The sequence below is a fragment of the Enterococcus sp. DIV0755b genome (assembly GCF_051713765.1).
Taxonomy (GTDB): Bacteria; Bacillota; Bacilli; order Lactobacillales; family Enterococcaceae; genus Enterococcus_C; species Enterococcus_C canintestini.
The window spans coordinates 944,662-969,124 of record NZ_JBIOQN010000001.1 but is presented as its reverse complement, the minus strand read 5'-3'; the positions used below and the strand labels follow the sequence as shown (position 1 = coordinate 969,124).

Annotated in this window: 21 protein-coding genes; 5 read left to right on the top strand and 16 right to left on the bottom strand. The window is 36.2% G+C overall.

Annotated features, from left to right (window positions below):
• Positions 1–8: 8 nt before the first annotated feature.
• From mnmA to IGI65_RS04625, 8 genes are all read right to left on the bottom strand, one after another.
• The gene (gene mnmA / locus IGI65_RS04660; RefSeq protein WP_095005894.1) at positions 9–1,130 is read right to left on the bottom strand and encodes a tRNA 2-thiouridine(34) synthase MnmA; all 1,122 of its coding nucleotides are present in this window, start codon (positions 1,128–1,130) and stop codon (positions 9–11) included.
• A 169-nt stretch (positions 1,131–1,299) separates the two neighbouring features.
• On the bottom strand, positions 1,300–5,859 hold the full coding sequence (locus tag IGI65_RS04655) for a prealbumin-like fold domain-containing protein (protein WP_438773381.1): 4,560 nt from the start codon (positions 5,857–5,859) through the stop codon (positions 1,300–1,302).
• A gap of 238 nt (positions 5,860–6,097) precedes the next feature.
• Complete coding sequence (locus IGI65_RS04650; protein ID WP_438773380.1) at positions 6,098–6,706, bottom strand: metallophosphoesterase; 609 nt, start codon at positions 6,704–6,706, stop codon at positions 6,098–6,100.
• Positions 6,707–6,715: 9 nt separating this feature from the next.
• Entirely contained in the window at positions 6,716–7,567 is an 852-nt protein-coding gene (locus tag IGI65_RS04645; RefSeq protein WP_438773379.1) for an aldo/keto reductase, read from the bottom strand.
• Positions 7,568–7,730: 163 nt separating this feature from the next.
• A complete protein-coding gene (locus IGI65_RS04640; RefSeq protein WP_071864639.1) occupies positions 7,731–8,078 on the bottom strand; it encodes a DUF1831 domain-containing protein in 348 nt (115 codons plus the stop codon).
• Positions 8,079–8,147: 69 nt separating this feature from the next.
• Positions 8,148–9,281 (bottom strand): cysteine desulfurase family protein, encoded by a 1,134-nt coding sequence (locus IGI65_RS04635; protein ID WP_095005891.1) that lies wholly within the window; start codon positions 9,279–9,281, stop codon positions 8,148–8,150.
• A 249-nt stretch (positions 9,282–9,530) separates the two neighbouring features.
• Positions 9,531–10,502 carry a ribose-phosphate diphosphokinase gene (locus IGI65_RS04630; protein ID WP_071864637.1) on the bottom strand — a complete coding sequence of 324 codons (972 nt, stop codon included), beginning with the start codon at positions 10,500–10,502 and terminating at the stop codon, positions 9,531–9,533.
• 123 nt (positions 10,503–10,625) lie between these two features.
• The gene (locus IGI65_RS04625) at positions 10,626–11,165 is read right to left on the bottom strand and encodes a hypothetical protein (protein WP_438773378.1); all 540 of its coding nucleotides are present in this window, start codon (positions 11,163–11,165) and stop codon (positions 10,626–10,628) included.
• Between the two features lie 241 nt (positions 11,166–11,406).
• Between IGI65_RS04625 and IGI65_RS04620 the strand changes: the two genes are divergently transcribed.
• Together IGI65_RS04620 and IGI65_RS04615 are read left to right on the top strand one after the other, a co-directional pair.
• On the top strand, positions 11,407–13,311 hold the full coding sequence (locus IGI65_RS04620) for a M13 family metallopeptidase (protein ID WP_438773377.1): 1,905 nt from the start codon (positions 11,407–11,409) through the stop codon (positions 13,309–13,311).
• Between the two features lie 87 nt (positions 13,312–13,398).
• Entirely contained in the window at positions 13,399–14,556 is a 1,158-nt protein-coding gene (locus tag IGI65_RS04615; protein ID WP_438773376.1) for an alanyl-tRNA editing protein, read from the top strand.
• Positions 14,557–14,721: 165 nt separating this feature from the next.
• Here IGI65_RS04615 and IGI65_RS04610 read toward each other — a convergent pair whose 3' ends face one another.
• The 4 genes from IGI65_RS04610 to IGI65_RS04595 form a co-directional block, all read right to left on the bottom strand.
• Complete coding sequence (locus IGI65_RS04610; protein WP_438773375.1) at positions 14,722–15,270, bottom strand: cysteine hydrolase family protein; 549 nt, start codon at positions 15,268–15,270, stop codon at positions 14,722–14,724.
• A 26-nt stretch (positions 15,271–15,296) separates the two neighbouring features.
• Complete coding sequence (locus IGI65_RS04605) at positions 15,297–15,992, bottom strand: 5'-methylthioadenosine/adenosylhomocysteine nucleosidase (protein WP_438773374.1); 696 nt, start codon at positions 15,990–15,992, stop codon at positions 15,297–15,299.
• A 146-nt stretch (positions 15,993–16,138) separates the two neighbouring features.
• The gene (gene macP, locus IGI65_RS04600) at positions 16,139–16,444 is read right to left on the bottom strand and encodes a cell wall synthase accessory phosphoprotein MacP (protein WP_438773373.1); all 306 of its coding nucleotides are present in this window, start codon (positions 16,442–16,444) and stop codon (positions 16,139–16,141) included.
• Positions 16,445–16,453: 9 nt separating this feature from the next.
• Positions 16,454–17,011, bottom strand: a complete 558-nt coding sequence (locus tag IGI65_RS04595; RefSeq protein WP_438773372.1) for an NUDIX hydrolase — start codon at positions 17,009–17,011, stop codon at positions 16,454–16,456.
• A 286-nt stretch (positions 17,012–17,297) separates the two neighbouring features.
• Here IGI65_RS04595 and IGI65_RS04590 point away from each other — a divergent pair, with 286 nt between their 5' ends.
• From IGI65_RS04590 to IGI65_RS04580, 3 genes are all read left to right on the top strand, one after another.
• A complete protein-coding gene (locus IGI65_RS04590) occupies positions 17,298–17,948 on the top strand; it encodes a 5-bromo-4-chloroindolyl phosphate hydrolysis family protein (protein ID WP_071864629.1) in 651 nt (216 codons plus the stop codon).
• Between the two features lie 88 nt (positions 17,949–18,036).
• Positions 18,037–19,233 carry a toxic anion resistance protein gene (locus IGI65_RS04585; protein ID WP_438773371.1) on the top strand — a complete coding sequence of 399 codons (1,197 nt, stop codon included), beginning with the start codon at positions 18,037–18,039 and terminating at the stop codon, positions 19,231–19,233.
• Positions 19,234–19,465: 232 nt separating this feature from the next.
• Complete coding sequence (locus tag IGI65_RS04580; protein ID WP_438773370.1) at positions 19,466–20,245, top strand: ABC transporter ATP-binding protein; 780 nt, start codon at positions 19,466–19,468, stop codon at positions 20,243–20,245.
• A gap of 52 nt (positions 20,246–20,297) precedes the next feature.
• Here the strand turns inward: IGI65_RS04580 and IGI65_RS04575 are convergent, their stop codons facing one another.
• The 4 genes from IGI65_RS04575 to sapR all read right to left on the bottom strand — a co-directional run bounded on the left by IGI65_RS04575 (position 20,298) and on the right by sapR (position 24,458).
• Positions 20,298–21,668 (bottom strand): amino acid permease, encoded by a 1,371-nt coding sequence (locus IGI65_RS04575; RefSeq protein WP_071864626.1) that lies wholly within the window; start codon positions 21,666–21,668, stop codon positions 20,298–20,300.
• A gap of 42 nt (positions 21,669–21,710) precedes the next feature.
• On the bottom strand, positions 21,711–22,586 hold the full coding sequence (locus IGI65_RS04570) for a GRP family sugar transporter (RefSeq protein ID WP_071864625.1): 876 nt from the start codon (positions 22,584–22,586) through the stop codon (positions 21,711–21,713).
• A gap of 97 nt (positions 22,587–22,683) precedes the next feature.
• Entirely contained in the window at positions 22,684–23,709 is a 1,026-nt protein-coding gene (gene sapS / locus IGI65_RS04565; RefSeq protein ID WP_438773369.1) for a two-component system sensor histidine kinase SapS, read from the bottom strand.
• Between the two features lie 74 nt (positions 23,710–23,783).
• A complete protein-coding gene (gene sapR / locus IGI65_RS04560; RefSeq protein WP_071864623.1) occupies positions 23,784–24,458 on the bottom strand; it encodes a two-component system response regulator SapR in 675 nt (224 codons plus the stop codon).
• Between the last annotated feature and the right edge of the window lie 5 nt (positions 24,459–24,463).

The following is a 24,463-nucleotide window of genomic DNA, read 5'->3' as shown; positions in this document are numbered from 1 at the left end:
CTTAAAATTTAAACATATTGTAAAACTTCAGCTGCTTTATAGGCGTGGTCGATTAGACCTCCACCTAAACATTCGTCACCATCATAAAAGACAACTGCTTGCCCTGGTGTAATTGCCCGCACTGGTTCATCAAAAATAACTTCCGCGCGATCATCAGCTAATAAGCGTACTGTTACCGGAACATCTGCTTGACGGTAACGGAATTTAGCTGTGCATTTGAATTCCTGTGGCATTGGTTCATTGGTTGTAAAATGAATTGTACTAGCATCTAAACGATCAGCGTAAAGCGCTGGATGATGGAATCCTTGGCCGACATAAAGCGTATTAGTGGCTAAGTCTTTCCCTACTACAAACCAAGGGTCATTTGAAGCACCGCCACCACCGATACCTAAGCCTTGGCGTTGACCGATGGTATAATACATTAAACCATCGTGTTCACCTTTAACTTCACCATCAAGTGTAACCATCTTCCCTTTTTTAGCAGGGAGGTAATTACTTAGAAATTGTTTGAAATTCTTTTCCCCAATAAAACAAACGCCAGTAGAATCCTTTTTCTTAGCAGTAGCTAGCCCAGCACGTTCTGCAATAGCCCGTACTTCAGGTTTTTGCATACCACCTAAAGGAAACATTGTTTTGGCAAGTTGTTCTTGTGATAATTGGCTTAAGAAATACGTTTGATCTTTATTATTATCCACACCCCGGAGCATGTGAACAACACCATTTTCATCTTTTGAAACACGCGCATAGTGACCTGTAGCCACGTAATCTGCACCTAATTCCATCGCGTAATCTAAGAAAGCTTTAAATTTAATTTCTTTATTACACATCACATCAGGATTTGGCGTGCGACCGGCGCGATATTCCGCTAAGAAATATTCAAACACGCGATCCCAGTATTCTTTTTCGAAATTGACCGAATAATACGGAATTCCAATTTGTGCTGCCACTTGGGCAACATCTTTATAGTCTTCTGTTGCGGTACAGACACCGTTCTCATCAGTATCATCCCAATTTTTCATGAAGATACCTACGACATCGTAGCCTTGTTCTTTTAGCAAAAGTGCGGTTACAGAAGAATCCACCCCGCCACTCATGCCCACGACAACGCGAATTTTGCTGTTGTCTGTCATGTAATCACCATCATTTCATTGTTAATTCCGAAAATTTAACGATTTGAAGGTCGCAACTTTTCAGTATTTGTCATTATACAACAGAAGTCTAATAATTTCATGTACTTGTTTTTAAATTAGCATTTTCTTTAAATGCTAATTTAAACCGTTGGTAAACTAAGGCAGCTATCTACTTATTTTTTTGCTTAAAATTACGCCAGCTATAATAGCCACCAAGCAAAATGCTACCAAAACTTAAACTTAAAGCGAATATCATAAAGTTATGCGTTCCTTTTCCGCCAGTCGCAGGCATAAAACCTTTTTCAAAAGTATTTGTCACCCGAAACTGTAGTGTTTGCGCCTTATCTTCTACTGTAAACGTGTTGGTATGTTTTTTTGTTTCTTCAAGATAGTAACTCACAGTGACATTTTCAGGTAGGTTTACTTCTTCTAAAGTATATGTTTTACCTATTGTTAAATGCTTGCGCCAATCTTTAATTGGTACATCTTTTTTATTAGAAGTGTAAAAATCAATCTCACTTGTTGTTTGATCTGCTTTAATAACCGCTTCACCATAAGCTACAATCTGGTTTGTCGCTGTATCTTTTAAGACAAAGTCAAAAGTTGCTGCACCTTTCATCCCTTTTAAAACTTTATACGCACGAAATGATAACGGCGGTAGCTTTTTATTTGCTACGTTTAATGTGAGATTCAGCTGATTGTCAGATTCTGTAAAAACATATAACTGTTGCAATAACTCATTTATCCTTTCATTTTCATCTGTTACTTCTGGTTTTTTATCATCGAGCTTAAAATAGGCGTATTCTGAAAACAATTCATAACCTAAAGGAGCAGTAACTTCTTTTATTCGATAATTACCAGATTTTAAACCAGTAAAAGTCAGCAAGCCACTAGCAGACGTTGTAGCTTCAGCTTGTTTTTCATTCACAGCTTGCCAAGAACCGTTAATTTGTTTTTCTAAAACAAATTTCGCCCCAGCTAACACTTCTTCTTTATCTAATTGGTTATGTTTTTTTACAGTCAACATCCGCGACTCACCGCTGATTGTGCCAGAAGCGTTAATATTCCGTAACTCCACTTTTTCTGTATGTTTTTTTGATTCTTTTTCTCCCCAACGTATTTCAATATTATTTTCAATATAATTCTGATCGGCACTTTTTGGTTTGGCGCTATATTCAATTATTAGTGGCGATGTAACTACAAAATCTTTGTTAAATTCAATCTTGAAGCTACTCTGGCTATACACCAATTGATATGCTTCAGCTTCGACTTCATTTTTTTGCTCAATTTTTGCTTCCCAAACCTTATCACTCGTTTGAATATACTCTAAATCCGCATAATACAGCTTGATATTTCCTGGAATAATATCTTGATCTGTTGAGTTATCTTCAATCACTAAATTATAAAGGTGTGCGCCTTCTGGATTAACGACTGCTCTCCAAGGTAATTCTGTTGACTCAGTGTCAAATTCACCCGCATTTTTATAAACGCCATTCCTGATTTTTTTATAAGTAACTGTATTAGCCGTTGTTTCTGTTCCTGCTTGTGTGATTAACGCAGCGGTATTCAATATTTGATTACTATCACCACTTTCTTTAATCATTAGCTCTTTATTCAAACGGGTAGAAAAACTTACCTTAAAAGCAGAATAGTCCATATCCTTTTTAAATCGTAAAGTAAAACCACGGATAATAATCTCTGGTGTTTGCTGTTCTTTTGGCACCTCAATCCATTTCCCGTTATTATTTTGTAAAGGTATAATCTCGTAATCCTCATCTTCTACTAATAACGATTCTTTATAGTCATGAAACCAATCGGTGGTGGAATTTTTTTGACCGTCGTCTTCTGTTTTTAACTGGTGCACAACCAACTTACTTAAATCTGCCATTGTCATTGTTTGGATTAGACTGTTTGAATTATCGCCAAATTTCCAGACGTTCAAATGATCACTTATTTCATCACCAGCCTTTATTTCATAACCACGGGTGTTGGCTAAAATCTCCCAGTCTACCTTAGCATTTTCCATATCCAAATTTCCTCTTTTACGGATAGCTGCACTAATTTGGGCATCATTTGTCCAACTGGTATTCGCGCTAGCGCTTCCTTCAAAGTTACCCTGAATAGCTTCTATTGTATTGTAAAAATAATTGGAAATTGGTTGTTGCGGAACAATTCCTGCTTCTTCACCATATTTTGTAGCTACTGCTAACCATAATTTTTTACCGGCATATTTCTCATCAACTTTCAAGCTAAAACCGGCGCTTTTCTCAGACCAATTCACGTCTTTTGAAACTAACTCAATTCCAGATTGAGGGTCATAAACTTTTTTACCGTCTACTTCAATGATTTTGCCATTATCAATGGTAATTTCTTCAAGGGGAATTTCCACAAATTCACCTTTTTCTTCATAAGCAACAATAATTCCTTTTTCTTTCAAGTAAGCTTGATTAATTCCTTCATTAAATTTTTTACCAGTGACCAATACTTCGCCTGCTTTTAAAACAGCCTCTTTGTTCCAATAATAAAAGAGACCATTTTTATAAAATGTCGCATCTTTTTTGCGAATAGCTGCATCATTGATTAAAATCTCACCTGCATCAGGAACCGTTGTAATAGAAGCTGACCACAAAATTGTTTTATCATCATAATTAATCTCAACTTGTTCTTGAAATAGATTTTGTCGTATTACCTTTTTTTCAACTGCTAATGAGGTGACGCCTTCAGCAATGGCTTGCAGATTTTCTCCTTTTATTTGGTTGGTAACTAATTTTTGACCTGTGGCATCATCATGTTTGGATTGATAAGTAATCATATAGCGCCCTTTAGGTAAAGTCTCACCAATTGTTAGCATAAATTCTTTGTCATTCTTTTCATTTAAAGTAATAGTATTTCGATACTGATTTGGTGTTGACGTTAATTCAGGGAAAACTTGCTGACCTTTATTCAGTTCAGCTAAAACTTTTAATGATTGAAAGTCGATTATCCCTTCACTTATCACATCACTAAAATCGATTTTTTCTTCTTTTTTACGATGATAAACGATGGTCCACTCAATGATTCCGTTGCCTTTTCCTACTGATGTTTTCTTTAAGTCATCATGATAATATTCTGTTTTAGCAATTGCTTCTAATTTCTCACTACCAGCAATATTACTTTGAACTTGGTTAGTCACTTCGCTAGGATGATTATCTTTTAAAACTGTTGTATATTGAATTTTTAAAGGTCCCGTTATCTTTGTATCTATCCCTGCTGCCCAATTATAAAAAGTAATGGAAAATTTTGAATCATTACTTTTATCATAAGAAAGCTTGTAATCTTTTCCTTCCACTAACTCTAACTCTTGTCCATCTTGTTGTAGAAGCACTTTAAATAATTGATAATCTGACTGATCGGCAATTTTTTTAGCCAAATCACCTTGTGGTAGATAAAACCCAGCTGCTTTATCTGTACTAGCAGGATAAAGAGCCGTTAAATCTTCATCAGTGATACGTAAATCTTTAATTGGTACATATTGTGTGGGATCATTTTTGTCGCGTCCAGGAGTAACCATAATTTCCCACTCTACTAAGTGATAATTTTCATTGGCAATAGAAACTTTATTTGGCTCTTTTATCACACCTTTTTGTAAACTGTACTCATCTTTTACAGGTTTAATCTGAATGGTTTCATTGATATTTGCATCTTTTGCGACCATTACTTCCACAGTTTCTGTTAATTCTTCCACTGTGATAGCAGAAGTTAAGCTCATTTTCCCTTTGACATTTTCTTTATCCCAGTTTTCATTATTTAAAGTAACAATCCATAAATGATTTTTACCTTCTGCCCCCCCATTTTTTACAATGGTAAACTCGCCTCTTTTTTCATCAGCAATCACCAAATCTTCACTAATATTTTTTTCTAAATAAATATCACCGGAAATCTCAAAGCTAAAAACAAAATTACGTTGACGCTCTGCATTGGCTTCAATTTCAGCTTGAACTTTTTGACCGGCCGGAGTTTTAAAAAATAAATCTAAATCATACGTATATTCCAATTGAATCGATGTATCGGGAAAAATATAGGGTGGGTCATTGGGATCATGACTTTGCCATGCTTCATTACCTTGTTTAGTTTTTACAATAACCTGATTTATTGGCCAACCTGTCGAATTTGTGGGTATAGTAATCGTCATTGGTTCGCTTTTAGTAGTTTTTATATTTTTATCTTGAGTTTCAGATAGGGGAATTACTTGTTTTTTTACATGGGGATTATCGAGTGTGTGCATTTTTTCAGCGTCAGATAATTTGTATTCTACGCCTTGTGACTCTTGTGGAATTAAATCAAATTGAAACTTAGGAAGGCTATTTTTGTCTGTAACAACACTAAAAGTACCATTACTTTTATAAGGATTAAAATTTTTACTTGATTCTTTTTCTTGTAACCAGTCATCTTTTACTTCAAAGTTTTCACCTTTTAATTTCTTGATACCATTTTGATCCCAAAACTGCGCTTGTAACTTAGTTGGCATTTCTGGTGTATTTTTTTCATAAGAAAAATGCCACAACAGTGAATCGTTTTCATGCTCCGCGACAGTGTAGTCAATGGTTAAAAAATCTTTTTTTATTAAATTATTTTTTTCAGTCGTTGCTTTGGGACGCCACGTAAATGAACTACCCAACATGGCTTCCACAAAAGGAAAAAGAATACTGAAACATAAAACTAAGAGAATTTTTTTATTTTTTGTTTTCATTTTCATCACTCACTTTAACATTATTATCTAATCTTTTTTTAATTATATAACAATAAAGTCAATATGCGCAAACTTAATATTCAAAAAAATAAGATAGAAATTTCTTTTATTTAGCAAAATGACAAAAATTTAAAATAATTTAGTGATTATTTTAAATAAAAAAATAGAAGGTAAGCATTTTATCTACTTACCTTCTTTTGAATCGACCGCAAAAGATTGAATTGTAAATTTCGTTATTTTATTGACTCATATTTGCCAATACCATCCCTTTTTTTGCCGCAATAAGATCAATTTGATTTTCTGAAATTGGTCTGCCAAAAGGTTGTTTATCCGGCAGAAAATCTAACTCCGGTGCATCTACCCCAACGTTAATATTTTCTTTAATCGGTACGCTGTAATGATGAACGTGTCCGTGAAGATTACGGATATTTTTGGTAACACCCAAAAGTAGCGGGTAATGGGTTAAATAGTACTGATGATGATTGAACTTTATAATAATACCGACATCTGCAAAAGCAAATTTATTTTGCCCATTGGCCAGAACACAATTATTTTGGGCTAAAAATTTGAATAATGTCCGATGATCATGGTTCCCTTTAATAAAGATAATTTGACCATTTAACCGCATCAGTAAGTCTAAAATTTCTGGATAACCGGCTTCATAGTCTTTATGCATGGCGATATCGCCTAAGTGATAAACTGTATCTGTTTCTTTTACAACGGCATTCCAATTTTTGATCATAATTTCATGCATCGTAGCTAAATCTTTAAAAGGTCGGGGTGCAAAATCGTTGTCTCCTAATAAATCTTGATGAAAGTAGTGGGTATCAGAGGTAAAAAATTTCATTTTCTTCACCTACAATACTGCCAAAGGCTGTTTTTTAGTGGGAGCAGGATAATGCGTTGCTATCAGTTCCCATTCAACTTCGGTTAATGAAATCTTAGCAGCGGCAAAATTTGCCAGCACATGTTGTTGGTTACTTGATTGGGGAATTGCTAGTGTATTGTCATGACGAATTGCCCAAGCAAGTAATAATTGAAATATAGTACACTGATGTTTTTGGGCTAGTGATTGTAAAACTTCATCTGCTAAAAACTGATTTCCCAGACTATCCCCTTGAGCCACTGGCGAATAGGCAATTAAAGGCAGCTTGTTTTCTTTCATGTAAGGTAATAAATCAAACTCAATCCCGCGACTGCCTAAGTTATACAATACTTCATTTGCCACGCAATTTTTGCCAGCAGGAATTTTTGCTAACGCCTTAAGCTCTGTAACATCAAAATTTGAGACTCCCCAATTTCGAATTTTTCCTGCTTGTTTAGCTGATTCCATCGCTACTACTGTTTCTTCTAACGGAGTATCACCAGGCCAGTGGAGTAAATATAAATCTAAATAGTCGGTATTAAGACGTTTTAAACTGGCATCTAAGCTTTGTGGTAATTGTTTTTTGGAAGCATGCCAAGGATAAACTTTTGATATCAAATAGATACTATCACGCTTGATTGTTCTTAAAGCCGCTCCGACTAATTTTTCAGCGTTCCCTTCGCCATACATTTCTGCTGTATCCACCGCTACTTTAGCATCTGGCGTTGTTTGGGCTAAACCAGCTGTTAAAGCTTTTAACTCGGCTGTCTTTTTGGCTGGATCATCTCCCATGTGCCATGTTCCCAATCCAATGGGATAGATTTTTTCACCTGCAATTTCCATCAATTTCTCCTCCTCGGCTTTTGTTACTTTCAGTATAAACCAGCAAACAAATAGGGTAAAAAAATACCTCTTTTTACACCAGAAAAATAAAGTAAAAAATGACCGCAACTAAAAAATTAGGACAAAAAAACCGTCAGCCCAAGCTAACGGTTTTACTGATTGTTTATTTTTCTACTTTTTCAAATAAGCCACGACTAATAAAGCCATCCATTAAAAAGTAAAATTTGTCTTGCAACATTTTGTGTTGTGAATCTTTAAAAATATTAACAGCTTTTAAGCCATTGGCAGTGGTAACGGACATTTTTAGTGTTTTAATTTCACTGTCGACTGTAATTTTTAGCTTAAAGCCTTCTTTACTTTGAGGGGTTGCCTCTAAAGGTTGAATCAATTGAAAATTACCGCCATTAGTTTCTTTAAAGCCGTTATCTCGTAATGTATATTTCTTTGCTTCAGGATTTAATTGGTAGGTTACTGCTGCTCCTAAAACAGTTGCTGTTTTTTGAAATGCCATCTGCTCACCTCTATTTTATTATTACTTTAATTATAAAAGTTTTTTTAAGGTTTGACTATACTGAACCTATTATTTTTGGCAGGCGGCAATAAGTTGATCGGCAAAATAAGCCACATCTTCTAAAGTATTTCCATAACCAAAGCTGACACGAATTGATTCATGAATGGCATCACTATCTTTACCATACATCGCCGTTAAAACATGGGAAGGTTCAATATTACCTGCTGTACAAGCAGAACCAGTTGAAATTGCTTGCCCTTTTAAATCTAATTTCATTAATAATAAATTATTATCGACATCCAGCAGTTGTAAATTTAAAACATGAGGCAACTTATGCTGTAAATCACCATTAATGCGATAAGAAATGTTAGCTTCAGTCAATTTTTTTAACAACAAGTCGGCTAATTTGGCATAATGCGCAGCATTTTCTGCTTGTTTTTCTGGCGTTAAAATGGCAACAGCTTGCGCCATGCCAATAATTCCCATCAAATTTTCAGTGCCAGCACGTCTTTTTTCTTCTTGTTCTCCGCCATGAAGATAACTTGGTAGGCTAACCCCGTCTTTTTTAAAAAGAAAGCCGACTCCTTTTGGCCCGTTAATTTTATGGGCTGAAATACTAAATAAATCAATCTGATTTTCGTAAGGATTTAAAGGGACTTTCCCAAAAGCTTGAACGGCATCCGTATGAAATAAAGCTGGATGATCTTTTAAAAGTTCACCAATTTCTTTAATCGGTAATAAATTTCCAGTTTCGTTATTAGCGGCCATAATTGAAACTAAAATTGTATCTGGCCGTAATGCATCTTTAACTGTTTCAACAGACAATTGACCTTTTTCATCCACCGGCAAATACGTCACATCAAATCCCAAAGATTCTAAATAATGCATCGATTCTAAAACAGCCGGATGTTCAATGGCGGTGGTAATTAAATGCCGGCCTTGTTGTTGCCGAGCTAGAGCAGTTCCGATAATAGCGGTATTATCGCCTTCTGTTCCGCCGCTATTAAAAATGATTTCATGCGCTTTAACCCCTAAACTTTTGGCAATTAATAAGCGACTTGCTTCTAATTTTTCATGGGCTTTGCGACCAAAACCGTGGACGCTAGAAGGATTACCAAAAATCGGCATTGCTTCAGTCATTGCGTTTATAACCGTCGGATGTAGCGGCGTTGTTGCAGCATGGTCCAAATAAATTTCTTTCACTGTCTTCACCTTTTCTTGTCTATACTAGGGTCATTCTAGCATAAAAGTTACGTTTTATTAATTGATTACTATTTTAGCCAAAATAAAAAGAGACAGTGACCATGAAGTATCGTTAAAATTAAACTTTGAGTTAACTTTAACGATACTACACAAATGGCATGTCACTGCCTCATTTAAAGATAAACAACATTTTTTTAGTCATTTATGTTTAATTTGCCGTACATTTGTTACGTTCTTTTTGACTTTAGACTAATCAAAATCTTTTTCTTCTAAGCGAAATAATGGACTCATTGGTGTATTTTCATGGATACGTTTAACGGCTTCCCCCATTAGTTCACCACAAGTAATATAAGTTAAATTATTAGGATGACGACTCGGATCGGTTAAACAAGAATCCGTCACACAAATATTGGTAATCCCCGCACTTTCCAAATTTTCCTTAGCAGGTGGGGATAATAACGCATGAGATGCACAAGCATAAACTTCTTTTGCGCCAGCTTCTTTTAACAATTTTGCCGCTACTTTAAAAGTATTGCCGGTATTTAAAATATCATCTACCATGATACACGTCTTACCCGTGACATCGCCAATGACATAACCGCCATTTTCATCGCTTTCTTCTTGGTCTACAATCGCCAGTGTCGTATTCAAGTATTCCGCTAAACTTCGGGTTCTGTTAACACCTGAATTTTTTGGTGAAACCACCACAAAATCATCACCATACATTTTCTTTTCGCGATAGTATTTGGCAAAAAGTGGCATCGTAAACAAATTATCAACTGGAATATCAAAGAATCCTTGTACTTGGACGGTATGTAAATCCAAAGTTAAAATTCGTGTTGCACCTGCTTCTTGTAACATATTAGCTACAAGTTTGGCAGTAATTGGTTCATGAGGTCGTGCAGTCCGATCTTGACGAGCATAGCCGTAGTATGGCAAGACGACGTTAATAGTTTTGGCACTTGCACGTTTCATTGCATCAATCATAATCAACAATTCCATATAGTAATCATTAACAGGTTGATTGGTGGCTTGAATTAAGTAGACGTGAGCACCCCGCACACTTTCTTCAATACTAATTGAAATTTCACCATCACTAAATTGTTTAATGGCACATTGTCCTAATTTTGTTCCAAAAACAGCAGCGATTTTTTCTGCTAATGGTTCATTTCCATTCAAGCTAAAAATTTTCAACGATTGATCCTGGTATTGTTCCCCCATGATAGCCTCCTTAGTTATTGGCAGTTCTTTAACAAACGTCATTTTTTATGACAAATTCTTTTTTATTCTAACATCTTTTGCGGCATTTTTGAACCGTAAGCGCAAGTTCACTTTCCTCTCACTTTACGCCAAAGAAATGGTGCCATTAATCCAACTAGCGGGAACTATTTTTTGATAGTCTCCCCAGTTATCGTGAATTTTGAGCCAATAATTGCCAACAGCATCTTTTTTATAAGCATAAGCTACCACCCAGTGATTGCCATACGTGCTGCCTTTTAGTTTCATTAATCCCACAATGACTGGTTTTCCTTGGTCGATACGTTTTATTACACGGGTCAGACCTCCTAGGGGTGTTTGTCGCGCCCGTAAAGGTAAATGAAATAGACTAAAGTAGCGAGACATACCATGGGCCACTTGAAAAGAAAGCGTTGGAAAATCAAAAGGTTGAATAATTACACGCAATAAATCTTGTAAAGCAGCCGTATTTTCACTACCTTTTGCTCGAATATGCGCTGGTATAATAGTCGGCATTAGGTGATCTTGGTAATAGCATAAAAAAGTAGTCGCAGCACTTGTTCCACACAAATACCCAGATTTGGTTATAATCTTGCGATAAGGATAAAAAAGCTCAGCGTCAATTCCAATCCATTCATTTACAGTCATGATCTTCACCTCGCCCACAGTATAGCATAAGTGAACATTTTAATTCATTTTCGCTGGACTTATAAAAAAATTGAACGTTTTCTTTGTGAAAAAGCTTTCTATATACGATAATAGACATAAAATAAAAAGAACTACGATTTTTTATTGCTTTTCAACACTTTTCCGATAAGAACAACGTACCTAAACTACTTACTTATCCATGACAGTCGTTGTAATAGCAAAACAAGGAGGATATCATCTGATGAGTAACTTACTAAAAAATGATTTTTATGAATTTGTCAATGGCGACTGGATGAAAACAGCCGTTATCCCTGAAGACAAACCTGCTACCGGTGGCTTTCAAGATCTAGTCGATGGAATCGATAAATTATTAATGACAGAATTTGATGACATGCTAGCTAAAAAAAACAACATCCCGCAAGGAAAAATGAAAGATGCAATCGCCTATTACGAACTAGCTAACGATTATGCCATGCGGGATAAATTAGGGGCAGAGCCGATTCAAGAATTTTTGGCTAAGATTGCCGCTTTAAAAGGCTACGATGATCTAAATAAACAACTAACTGACTGGGTGTTAGATGGTTTTGCGTTACCCTTTGCCTTAGATGTAGACCAAGACATGAAAAATACTCAGCAAAATGTCTTATTTGCTTATCCTGCCGATACTATTTTGCCGGATAAAACCTATTATGAAAAAGACCATCCGCAAGGGGAAGCCTTACTAAAAGTTTTTGCTGACATGACGATTCGTGTTCTTGAAAAAATGGGACATTCCACTACGGAAGCTAAAAAAATTACACAAGATGCTTTAGCTTTTGACCGCTTAATCGTTCCTAATGTTAGAAGTTCTGAGGAGAACGCTGACTATAGTAAAAATTATAATCCCCGGAGTTTTACGGAATTTTGTGCCTATGCCCCTGTTTTGGATTTAAAAGATTTAGTGGAAACACTGGTAAACGCAACTCCTGAAACCATTATTGTAACAGAACCTGATTACTTTGATGCGTTGAATGAACTTTTAACAGAAGAAAATTTCCCATTGCTTAAAAACTGGCTTTACATTCAAACCGCTTTAAGTTACACCAACTTATTAAGTGAAGATTTACGTCAATTAGGGGGAACTTATGCCCGACAATTATCTGGCGCACCTAGCGCTATGCCACAAAAAAAAGCAGCATTTTATTTGGCAAACGGTCGTTTTAGTCAAGTAGTTGGACAATTTTATGGAACAAAATATTTTGGTGAAAAAGCCAAAGAAGATGTCAAACATATGGTCCAAACTATGATTGGGATTTATCAAGACCGCTTAGAAAAAAATGACTGGTTATCAAAAGAAACCCGTACAAAAGCGATTACGAAATTGAATAAATTAGGCGTACAAGTAGGCTATCCTGACAAAATCCCTGCTTTTTATGAAAAATTCACCACTACCAGTAAAGCAGAAGGTGGGACCTTAGTCGCAAATAGTCGCAAGTTTAGCCGGATTGTTAGAGAAGACAATTTCAGCCGTTACGGTAAAACAGCTGATCGCAATGAATGGGAGATGAGTGCCGCTACGGTCAATGCTTATTACCATCCATTTAAAAATATCATTGTTTTTCCAGCTGCTATTTTACAAGCTCCTTTTTACAGCTTAGAACAGTCTACTAGCGCCAATTATGGCGGGATTGGTGCCGTAATCGCTCATGAAATCTCTCATGCATTTGATAATAATGGTGCAAAATTTGATGAATATGGCAATATGAACAACTGGTGGACGGAAGCTGATTTAGCGCATTTTGAAAAATTAGCGGCAAAAATGATTGCTGAATTTGATGGGATTAAATTCGCCGGAGGTAAAGTAAACGGCACTCTGACCGTTTCAGAAAATATCGCCGATGCAGGTGGCGTTAGTTGCGCGCTAGCTGCGGCTAAAAAAGAAGCCGATGTCTCATTAGATGACTTCTTCACCAACTGGGCCAAAATTTGGCGTACAAAAGCACGGGAACAATATCAACAATTATTATTGGCCGTTGATGTCCATGCGCCAGCCAAACTACGCGCCAATATTCAACTGCAAAATGTACCTGAGTTCTTTGAAACTTATGCTATTACGAAAGGTGATGGCATGTATAAAGCGCCAGAAGAACGTGTGCATATTTGGTAAGAAGTTGTAAGTAGTAAAAAGCATTAAGCTATTCGTATTTTCATGCGTCTAACTTAGTGCTTTTTTAATAAAAAAGAGGTGTTTCAATTGAAACTTTATGAAAAAGATAGTTATCTCACGACCTTAAAAACCACGATTACCCAACAAGGAACAGACGAATACGGTAATTTTGTCTCTTTAAAAGACAGTATTATTTATCCAGGTGGTGGTGGCCAACCGGCAGATAGGGCTTGGATACAAGCTATCCCTGTGACAAAAATACAAAAAAATGAAAATGATGTTCGTTATTATCTAAAAGAAGCACCAAATAATCTCCCACAACAAGTGAATATCCAAATTGATTGGGCACAACGTTTTGACCTTATGCAACAACATACCGGCCAACACATCTTAGCGCGAGTCTGCGAAGATTTATTTCAAGTTCGCATTTCAAAAGAACAAATTACACTAACAGATTCTTTTTTTGAGATTGATACAAAATTGAGTCCCACTCAATTACAAACAGCCCTTGCCCGTAGTAACGAAATTATTCGCGCTCATAAAAGTGTCTTTATTCTTTTTCCGACTGAAGAACAGCTGAAAAAAGAAACCCTTTTTACGACTCCACCAAAATATTTTGCTGGCTTACGTTTAATTAAAATTGCTGATTTTGACCTCATTGGCTGTGGTGGTACTCACGTTCAAAATACCGCCGAAGTGCAAGGAATTGCTTTTACCCAAATAAAAGAACATAAAAAAGGAATGACATTGCACTTTACTTGTGGCAATCATTTATTCCAACAATTTGAATGCAATCAAAAACAATTAGCAACTTTAACGAAAGCCACCCAAGTACCTATTACTGATTTAACAGCTTTCTTTAAAGAGCAACAAGAAAAAATCGACACTTACCAACAACGTCTTGCCACTTATCAAGTTCAAACGTTAATCACAACTGCCAAAGAAATTGCACCAAACTTTGTTTATAGTGAAGCGACTACAGCAAATGTAAAAGAATTACAACAAGCCGCTTGTAAACTAGCTGAAATTTATCCGTTAGCGTTGATTTGTACCGCTACAAAAAGCGATGACACTTTGCGCTATCACCTGACTTGTCTAAAAGAAAATAGCAAACTTCCCATCGGACAACTGATTAAATTGAGCAATCAAAAATTTGGTGGCCGTGGTGGCGGTTCTGCTTTAAAAGGTGACGGCACCTTACCTTACAGCCAAAAAGAAGCTTGGTTACACTTTTTACAAGACTAGCTAAATAAACAAATGCACTCAAAAAAACAGCGATGAAATCTGTGGTTAAGAAAACTAACCATGGAATCATCCCTGTTTTTTTGTTTGAAATATCTATTTATAGCACTAGCATAAACCCAAAATTTAAATGACTAAATTAGCACACCTACTTTTTTACTTTTTATCTTATAAAATTTCAGCACCTAATGTGTTTTTAAAGTGTGATAAGGCCCAGTTGTGTCCAATTTCATCAAAACTTGCGACAGCATCTTTTATAATATGCAATTTATATCCTAGATTATAAGCATCAACTGCGGTATGCAGCACACAAATATCCGTACAAACACCTGTCAAATATAAATCGGTTATCCCTCTTTCCCGCAAGCGAATATCTAAATCCGTGCCACTAAAAGCAGAATAATGGCGTTTATCAATCCAATAGACGGTGGCATCTTCTTTGTGTTTATCATATAAAGACGCCAGACTACCGTAAAGATTACGGCCACCAGTTCCAATAACATTATGTGGAGGAAACAGTCCATTTTCAGGATGATATTGATCATTTGGATCATGGGCATCAATGGCAAATACAGTGTAATCGCCTGCTTCAATAAAATCTTTTGTAACTGCCACGAGCTTTTCTTCAATCGCTTGACCAGCTTTTCCAGTCGTTAACTTCCCATCTGTTGCTACAAAGTCGTTGGTATAATCAATCGAAATAAGTGCTTTTTTCATTTTGGGCCTCCTTTTTTATAGAAAATCTATTTTAAAATCCGAATAAATTCTAAAACTAATTCAGCCGAACGTTTGCCAGCTTCTTCAATAAACTCATCAAAACTAACCGTCGCGCTATGATCGGCAGTATCACTCATCGCCCGCACAACTAAAAACGGAATAGAGAACTGACTCGCTGTTTGCGCAATAGCCGCCCCTTCCATTTCACAAGCCAATGCATCAGGAAAATCTTTTAAGATTGCGGCTACTTTTTCTGGGCTATCGATGAAGCTATCTCCGGTAACAATTAGACCGCGTTTTACTTCATGATCCGTTTTTGCTGCCGCTTGAGCCATTACTTGTTGCAAATAAGTACTCGTCTCATAATAAAGCGGAAATCCACCTGGCAACTGTCCTTTTTTATAGCCAAATCCGGTGACGTCAACATCAAAATAAGCTAATTTTTCAGCAATAACTAAATCACCTACGCTTAAGCCAGCACCAATCCCGCCTGCAGAACCAGTATTAATTACCATATTTACGCCATATTGTTGAATTAATAAGCTGGTGGTTAAAGAGGCTGCTACTTTTCCAATCCCAGAACGAACTACAATCACTTCATGATTACCAATTCGACCAGAAATAAACAAAGCATCCGCCCGTTCCCAAGATAGCGGACTATCTATTGCACTTCTTAAAATTTTAATTTCTTCTTCCATTGCGCCAATAATTCCAATTTTCACATTAATTCCCCCAGCATTATCTGTTATTTAACCTAATAGTAGCAGTTTCTTTAAAAAATTTCACTCGATAAGAAAATACAAAAAAGCTAGACTTAAGTTTACGCATAACTTACACGATAACTTAACTCCAACTCATTTTGCTTTATTTATAAAAAGAATGTTGCCAATAAGACGACCCCAATTAAAAGCGCAACGACAATAATTGCGCCGACTAAAAAACTATTCAATTCACGGGATTTACGAGATTCACCGCTTCTGGTTTTAGTTAGTTCTTTTTGCTTTTTAGCTTCTTTACGATAAAAATTTTTAATTTTTTCATCTTTTCGGTCGTATTCTTTTTGTAACTTCATCGTTTCTTTTTCCCGCACAGGAACATCAAATTCATTTCTTATTCCTGTTTTTTCTTTTTGCCGACGTAACTCACTGCGGGTAATTAGTGGTCCTTTACTCACTTACGCCCCTCATTTCTGTAATAATTCCCAATAAGCAATTGCATACATAGTTTTCGCATCACAAATTATTCCGTCTTTGACCGCTTTTTGGGCTTCTGCAAGTGTTAATGCATATAATTCCAGTACTTCATCTTCATCTTGCGCCCGAGGGTTTTCGACCTTAGTTAATCCTATCGCCTGATAAAGATGTAACATTTCGTTTGAAAAACCGGGTGATAAATACATTAAACCCACATGTTTCATTTCTTTAGCGACAAAACCAGTTTCTTCTTCTAATTCTCTAGCACCTGTCACAGCAGGATGACTTCCTTCACCTGGATCAATTTTACCAGCAGGAATTTCTAAAATAACTTTTTCTAAAGGCTTTCTGAACTGTTTAACAAAAAGCATTTTATTTTCAGCCGTAATGGCAATAATGCCTACACCACCAGGATGAAAGACCAATTCTCGTTTAGCCGTACCGCCACTAGGCAATCTAACATCATCCAAAAAGACATCGATAATTTTACCGTGAAAAAGTTCAGTTCGTTTAATTGTTTTTTCTTCAAAATCTGAAAAGGAAAGCATTGGAACGCCTACTTTCTATTTTTATCTCCACTTACCTGTTTTTACAAATAAACTGTGGGTAATCATAAAAGGAAATTGGACCCTTTTGATTGAAACTAAGTACTATTATACACAATTTCACGAATGGGAAACTTAAGAATGCGATAATAAATCTTATGAATTTTCTAAATCGCAAAAATCCACCCTTGGTCTGATTTTTTTCCACCTCCCCCCGTGGTAAAATAAACTCGTGAAGTTAAGGGAAGACCTTTAAATGATAAATCACCCAATTTTAGGAGGGTAAAAAATGAAGAAAAAAACCACTGTACTCATGTTAGCAGGAATTCTTTTTTTACTGCTTTATTTTGGCTATGAAACAGGAACTGATTTGATTCCACTCATTTTAGTAGTTGGCGGCATTTGCCTAATTATTTATGGCGTTTCAAATCGGCGCAACAATAGCCAAGTAAGTGTGTTACCTGTCATGACCAAAGAAAAAGAAGCTCACTATATAGAAAGTGGCATGACGGAAAAAGAGATTGAATTTTTCCGCGAAACGATGAATCAAACGAAAAAGCAAATTTTAAAATTGCAAGAAAACATTAACCAAAATGCCAAGTTAAAAGCAATTGATTTACGCCATGATACATTGCGTGCCTCAAAAGCTATGTTCAAGGAATTGGTAAAAGATCCCCAAAAATTACATTTTGCCAATCATTTCTTATACACTCACCTACCTAACATGGTAGATTTAACCGACAAATTTATTGAAATTAACGGGCATGAAATCAAAACCAAAGAAACGTATGAAAAAATCGAAGAAAGCTCTCAAATTATTGATCAAATGGCCGCTTTAATCGCTAAAGATTATCAACAGTTTGTCGCTGATGATTTGGAAGATTTGGATATTGAGCTTTCCATTGCCAAACAAAGCTTAAAAAGAGATAATAGTTTGTAAGCAGGCGCTTACAAGAAAAATCTAGCGCAAGCTAGATTTTTTATTAAACTTTTAATTATGAAAACCAAGTAAAACTGGAGGAATGAAGATGACCGATACACCTGAAACACAACAAAACGTCGATCAAACATTAGACGATTTATTAAACAATCCATTTACTACCCCGGTAGGTTCTTTAACCCAAACACAACAAAATGAAATTAATGTTTTAAAAGATCAACAAAAAGCTGAGCGCTTAGTTGACAAATTACCTGATGAGCGCAAAGTACAAGCCCAAGAATTAGCGGCAAAAATTGATGTGACAGATCAACAAGGGGTGATTACCTATGGTGCTGTCGCGCAACAAAAATTAAGCGAGTTTTCTCAATCCATGTTAAATCATGTCCAAGCTGCCGATATCGGTCCTGTGGGTGATTCTTTAACTGATTTAATGTATCGTTTAAACGAAGCCAATCCAGATGATTTAAGAGCCGGTGAAGGCAACGTCTTTAAACGGATGTTTGGTAAAGTTAAACAATCCATTTATGAAATTACCGCCAAATATCAAAAAATCGGTGCTCAAATTGATAAGATCGCCGTTAAACTGGATAAAGAAAAAGATGGCTTATTAAAAGATAACTTGATGTTAGAACAACTCTATCATAAAAATAAAGATTATTTTGATGCTTTAAATCTTTACATTGCCGCAGGCGAATTGAAGATGGAAGAATTGCAAACAAAAATTATTCCAGAAGCTGTTGAAAAAGCCCAAGCTACTGGTGATCAAATGGACGTGCAAATTGTCAATGACTACAATCAATTTTTAGACCGTTTAGACAAACGAACTCATGATTTGCGTTTAGCACGACAAATTACGATTCAACAAGCCCCTCAGATTCGCTTAATTCAAAATACGAACCAAGCGTTAGCTGAGAAAATTCAAGCATCTGTCAATACCGCTATTCCATTATGGAAAAATCAGGTAGTGATTGCATTAACCTTATTACGTCAAAAAGATGCTGTAATGGCACAACGTCAAGTTTCTGAAACAACCAATGAATTATTGAAGAAAAACTCTGAAATGTTGAAAGTTTCCGCAATTGAAACCGCCAAAGAAAACGAACGCGGTATCGTTGACATTGAAACCTTGCAAAAGACTCAAAACGACTTAGTTGAAACAATTCAACAAACGTTACAAATTCAACGGGAAGGAAAAGAAAAACGACGAGCAGCCGAAGTAGAACTTGGCCACATGGAGGCTGATTTGAAACAACGTCTACTAGAACTAACCCAAAGCGAAAAATAAAACTACTTTAACATTGAAGTAATCGGACTAAAAATGATGCGCTTCAAGAAATTTCAACTGATTTAAGAAGTTGTTTCTTTAATAGCGTTTATTCGACAAAATAAGGTGTGACAAGAATCTTGTCACACCTTATTTTGTCTTCCTTAATTAAACTTACTTGTTCGATGGCAAAAGTAAGTTTCGTTTGTTATGATGAAATTGTAAAAAATTCTGTCAATTAAGGAGAAAAACGATGGCTATTATAGATTTTGAAGCAGTTCATTTAATCCGCAACCAAAAATTTTTACTTAAAAATATTAACTGGCAAATTAGACATGGTGAAGATTGGGCTATTCTTGGCTTAAACGGGGCGGGAAAAACATTACTGCTACAATTAATTGCCGGAAACTTGTGGCCATCAAGTGGTAAATTGACAGTCTTAGGAGCTGAATTCGGTAAGGCAAATATCCCAGACTTAGCAAAACGTATTGGTTGGGTCAGTAATGTCGTTCAAGCCAAACTTTACCAAAGTGACACAGCTCTTGAAATTGTAATCTCCGGCAAATTTTCAAGCATTGGTTTGTGGCAAGATCACAGTACTGCCGATGAAAAAAAAGCGGCTGAATTACTCGCTATGTTAGGTGGAGATAATCTTCACCATAAATCTTATCAAATTCTATCTCAAGGAGAAAAACAAGTTGTTCTGATTGCTCGTGCCCTTATGGCAGATCCCGAGCTTTTAATTTTAGATGAACCCTGTAATGGATTAGACTTATTTGCCCGAGAAGATTTATTAGTAAGAATTGCACAATTAAAATGCCAAAAGGATGCACCTACTATTTTATTTGTTACTCATCATATAGAAGAAATTCTTCCTTTTATTTCCCATGTACTCATGATTTCAAATGGTAAAATTTTTGCCAAAGGAACACCACAAAAATTACTTACTCCTGCCATTTTAAATAATTTTTATCAACGCAAAATACAAATTATGCCCTTTATGAAAGAGCGGATACTCGTTTATCCACAATGATAAAAAAATGTCATAGAAGTTCTCACCCAGATGAACTCCTATGACATTTTTATTATTTATTCATTGCACTATTGCGGTAACCATAGAAAAAGTAAATCGCTAATCCTAAAATCAACGTGATCGCAAACACAATATAAGTTGTGATACTAAATTGCACAATTAAAAAGACACATGCTAAAACAGATACAATCGGTAAAACTGGTACCCATGGCACTGCGAATTGACCTTTTTCTGGTTTACCAAATTCTTTGCGTAATTTCAAAATCCCACCAGAGACCATCATCAAGTAAACCAAAGCAGCAATGTTGGTTAATTCCGCTAAAATTTGCAAAGGAAAAGCAGCGGCAAAGAATAAAGCAAAAGCACCCGCCACAAACGTTGCATTTTTTGGTGTACGCGTCTTTTTATCAATTTTTTGCATTTGTTTTGGTAACAAACCATCTTTACTAATTGCATATAATAGCCGAGCCAATGAATACATCATAGAAATTGTCACTGTCAATAACGTCAAAATTGCCCCAACAGAGATAATAGAGCCAATTAAACCATGACCAGCGTAACGCATGACAAAAGCCATGGGATCAGATACTTGTAATTTAGCAAAAGGTACTGCTCCAGTTGAAATTAAAGTGACAATAATATATAAAACTGTTGCTATCCCAATTGAGCCAATAATGCCTTTGGGAACATCTTTTTGCGGATTTTTCACTTCTTCAGCCGCCATAGCAACAGAATCAAAACCTAAAAAGGCAAAGAAAACTAGCGATGATCCTTTAAAGACGCTACCAATTCCATTAGGCATAAATGGCGTCCAATTATTAGGTTTAATATAAAAAATACCGACAGCAATAAATAAAATAATAATGAAAAATTTCACCCATACCATCGCATTATTTAAACGAAGTGCTTTTTTAGCTTCTTGGCTAACCCAAAAAGTAATAAAGACAATAACTAAAGCCGCAATTAAATCAATATACGTGCCATTAGCAGCATTATAGCCTGCCGTTAATGCCTTTGGTAAATGAATTCCCCAACTGCCCAAAAAACCTTGCATATACCCTGACCAACCTGAAGCGACGGAACAAACAGCTAATAAAAACTCACAAATCAAAAACCAGCCCGTAAACCAAGCCGCAAATTCGCCAAAAACAACATACATGTAGGCATAAGGACCACCAATAACGGGGATTCGCGCTGAAAATTCAGCGAAACAAAGTCCAGATAGACCAACAACAACAGCTGCTAATACAAAAGATAAGGTTAATGCTGGACCGGCCTGATTAGCGTCTGGTACGCCAGTTATAACAAAAATACCAGTACCAATAATGGCCCCAATTCCCAACATAATCAAATCTTTTAACTGTAAATTGCGCTTTAAGTCTGTTGCATGACTTGTTTTAATCTCTTTTTTACGAAAATCCATTGCGCTCCCCCTCATAATCTAACTAGAATTCTTTTTTGGCTTCTAAGCTAAAGCCTTCATATATCCTAAAAGAATACCACCAAAAATAACAAGAAGGCAACCGATAATGACATAAAACATTTCTTTTTTGGTCTTGTGTTCTCCCAATAAGAAAATACCACCTAAAGTTGAAATGATGATGCCCATTTGGGATAGAGAAAAACCAACTGCTAAGCCAACTGTTTGGATGGATAATAACATACAAATGTTCCCAATTCCCCACAAAAGACCAGAGGTAATATTCCGCCAAACATATTTGTCAAAAGCAACTTTTTTCGCTGAAAAACATAACGCTCCAGTTAGCATCCCAACACTTTGCGGCAAAATAATCGCCAACGGATCAAGTCCTGCCCATGTGATAATAATAGTGTAAAGACCATACCCGATTGTTGAAACAAACAAGAAACGAAAACCTTTACCAAAATCATACATTTTTCTTCCTGCTTCTGGTTCACTCTTGCCATCTGGATCTTTGCGGGAAGTTAAATAAGCACCAGCAACGAGTAGCGCTAAGGCTAAAAAGCCTAAAACAAAGTCACGACCATGTTGCCATTCATGGAAAAAGATTGCCCCTGCGATCGTATTTAACATCAACTGCATGCCAGTTGAAAGGGGTAATCCCACCGAAACACCCATTGCTTTCATGGCGTGAAATTGTCCATTTTGGCCGACAAACCAAAATAATCCAGAAATAAAGCCGACAATAATTGTCATCATATCAATTGTTGGGCGCATCACAAAGAAGATTCCTAATGAAAAAATAAATGCTCCCATCGTCATTCCAAGTGTTTGTTGGTTGGCGTCACCACCTAATTTTCCGCTTACCAAGCCAATGCTGCCCCAGGCAAACATCGGTATTAATGCTACTAATATAGCCATTTCCATTCTCCTTTTCTCTAATTCTAAAAAGACACCCAAACAGTGTAGCAGTGAAAACGTTTTGCAGACAAGAAAAAACTCGCAGTTTTCTGCGAGTTTAGCGTTGTTCTTGATAATAAGACACATAAGGAAAGAAAAGTGTCATGGTCGTTCCTACCCCAACGGTTGATTCAGCGGTTAACGTCACCCCTAATTGTTGGGCTAAATTTTGCGCTAAATACAGGCCTAAACCGGTGGCGTGCATTTCTGAAAAGCGGCCGTTTTGTCCTGTAAACCCCTTATCAAAAATCCGACGTAAATCTTCTTTTGGAATTCCAATTCCATTGTCTTTTACCGCTAAAGTGACGCCTTTAGCAGATTGATCGAGTAAAATAAGGATTTCGCCGTTTTCTGGTGTATATTTAATGGCATTACTTAATAATTGCTGAAAAATAAAGCCAATCCATTTTCCATCAGTTAACACCCGCTGATCCTCTCCCACTACTTGGTAACGCAATTTTTTTTGGATAAAATAATTGGCGTTACTACGCATAATAGGTTGAATAACTTTTTTTAATTGGGTTTCTTCAATCAAATAATCTTTTGAAAAATTATCCAAACGGGCTACGTATAAAACTTGCTCGACATAGCCGTCAATTTTGCCTAATTCATTTTCCAACTGCATATATTTTTCATCTGGAATATCAAACTCCACTGCATGCAGTAACAGCTGACTGGCGGCAAGAGGCACCTTAATTTCATGAACCCAAGAGTCGATATAGTCTTTTTGATCTTCTTGTGCGGCTACAATTTTTTGCATATGGACTTGATGCTCACGAATAATTTGATTAATAAAATCTTGTTGCAGTTGTTCTTCATGGGTTCTCGCTCCGGTTAAATAATTTTGAATAGAGCTTTCTTCTTCACCCACTTGCAACTTTTGCCACCAGCGTCGCTTATAATAATAATGGTAAACCAAAAATAAGCTAAAAAAGACGCCTTCAATCAAAGCCAAATAGCCAATGTTACGCCAATTCATTTGAAATCCTGGTGTTAGCCACATTATAAAAGCGGTCAGAAATACAAAGCCTACCCAAGCAAAAATCAATAGCCATTGATCTTTTAAATATTTAAAAAAGTTCATTGCAGCTCCTATCAACTAAAATTTTTATCCTTTTTTTGTAAAGCGGGCTTTTCTTACTTACAAGTCATAGTTTACTAAGGAACAAGGTATCCTTGACCGACTTTGGTCTCAATATAATCTTTTACACCGGCCTGTTCAATTTTACGGCGCAAACGATTAATATTTACCGTCAACGTATTATCATCCACATAGCGTTCATCATCCCATAATGCGCGCAATAATTTTTCCCGTGACAAAATCTTGCCGTTATTTTTCATTAAAATATACAGCAAACGATATTCATTTTTACTTAAATCAATAACTTCATCTTGGATGACCATCGTACTATTATCCACATTTAGTGTTAGACCATTATGAACGAGAGTTTCGCTACTGGCTTCAGAATAATTATAAGAACGGCGCAGTAATGCATTGATTTTAGCAACTAAAACATCTAATTCAAAAGGCTTTGTGACAAAATCATCTGCCCCCATATTCATCGCCATAATCATGTCCATGTTAGTATTGCGACTGGAAATAAAGATAATTGGAACTTTTGAGACCTCCCGAATTTTTTGACACCAATAGTAGCCGTCAAAAACCGGTAAGTTAATATCCAATAAAACTAATTGGGGTTCTTGCGCTAAAAAATCATCAAAAACATTTTCAAAATCAGTAGTCCCAAAAACCTCAAATTGCCATTTTTTCAATTCTTCCATAATTAGTTGACGAATTACACCTTCGTCTTCCACTACCATAATTTTTGCCATGATAT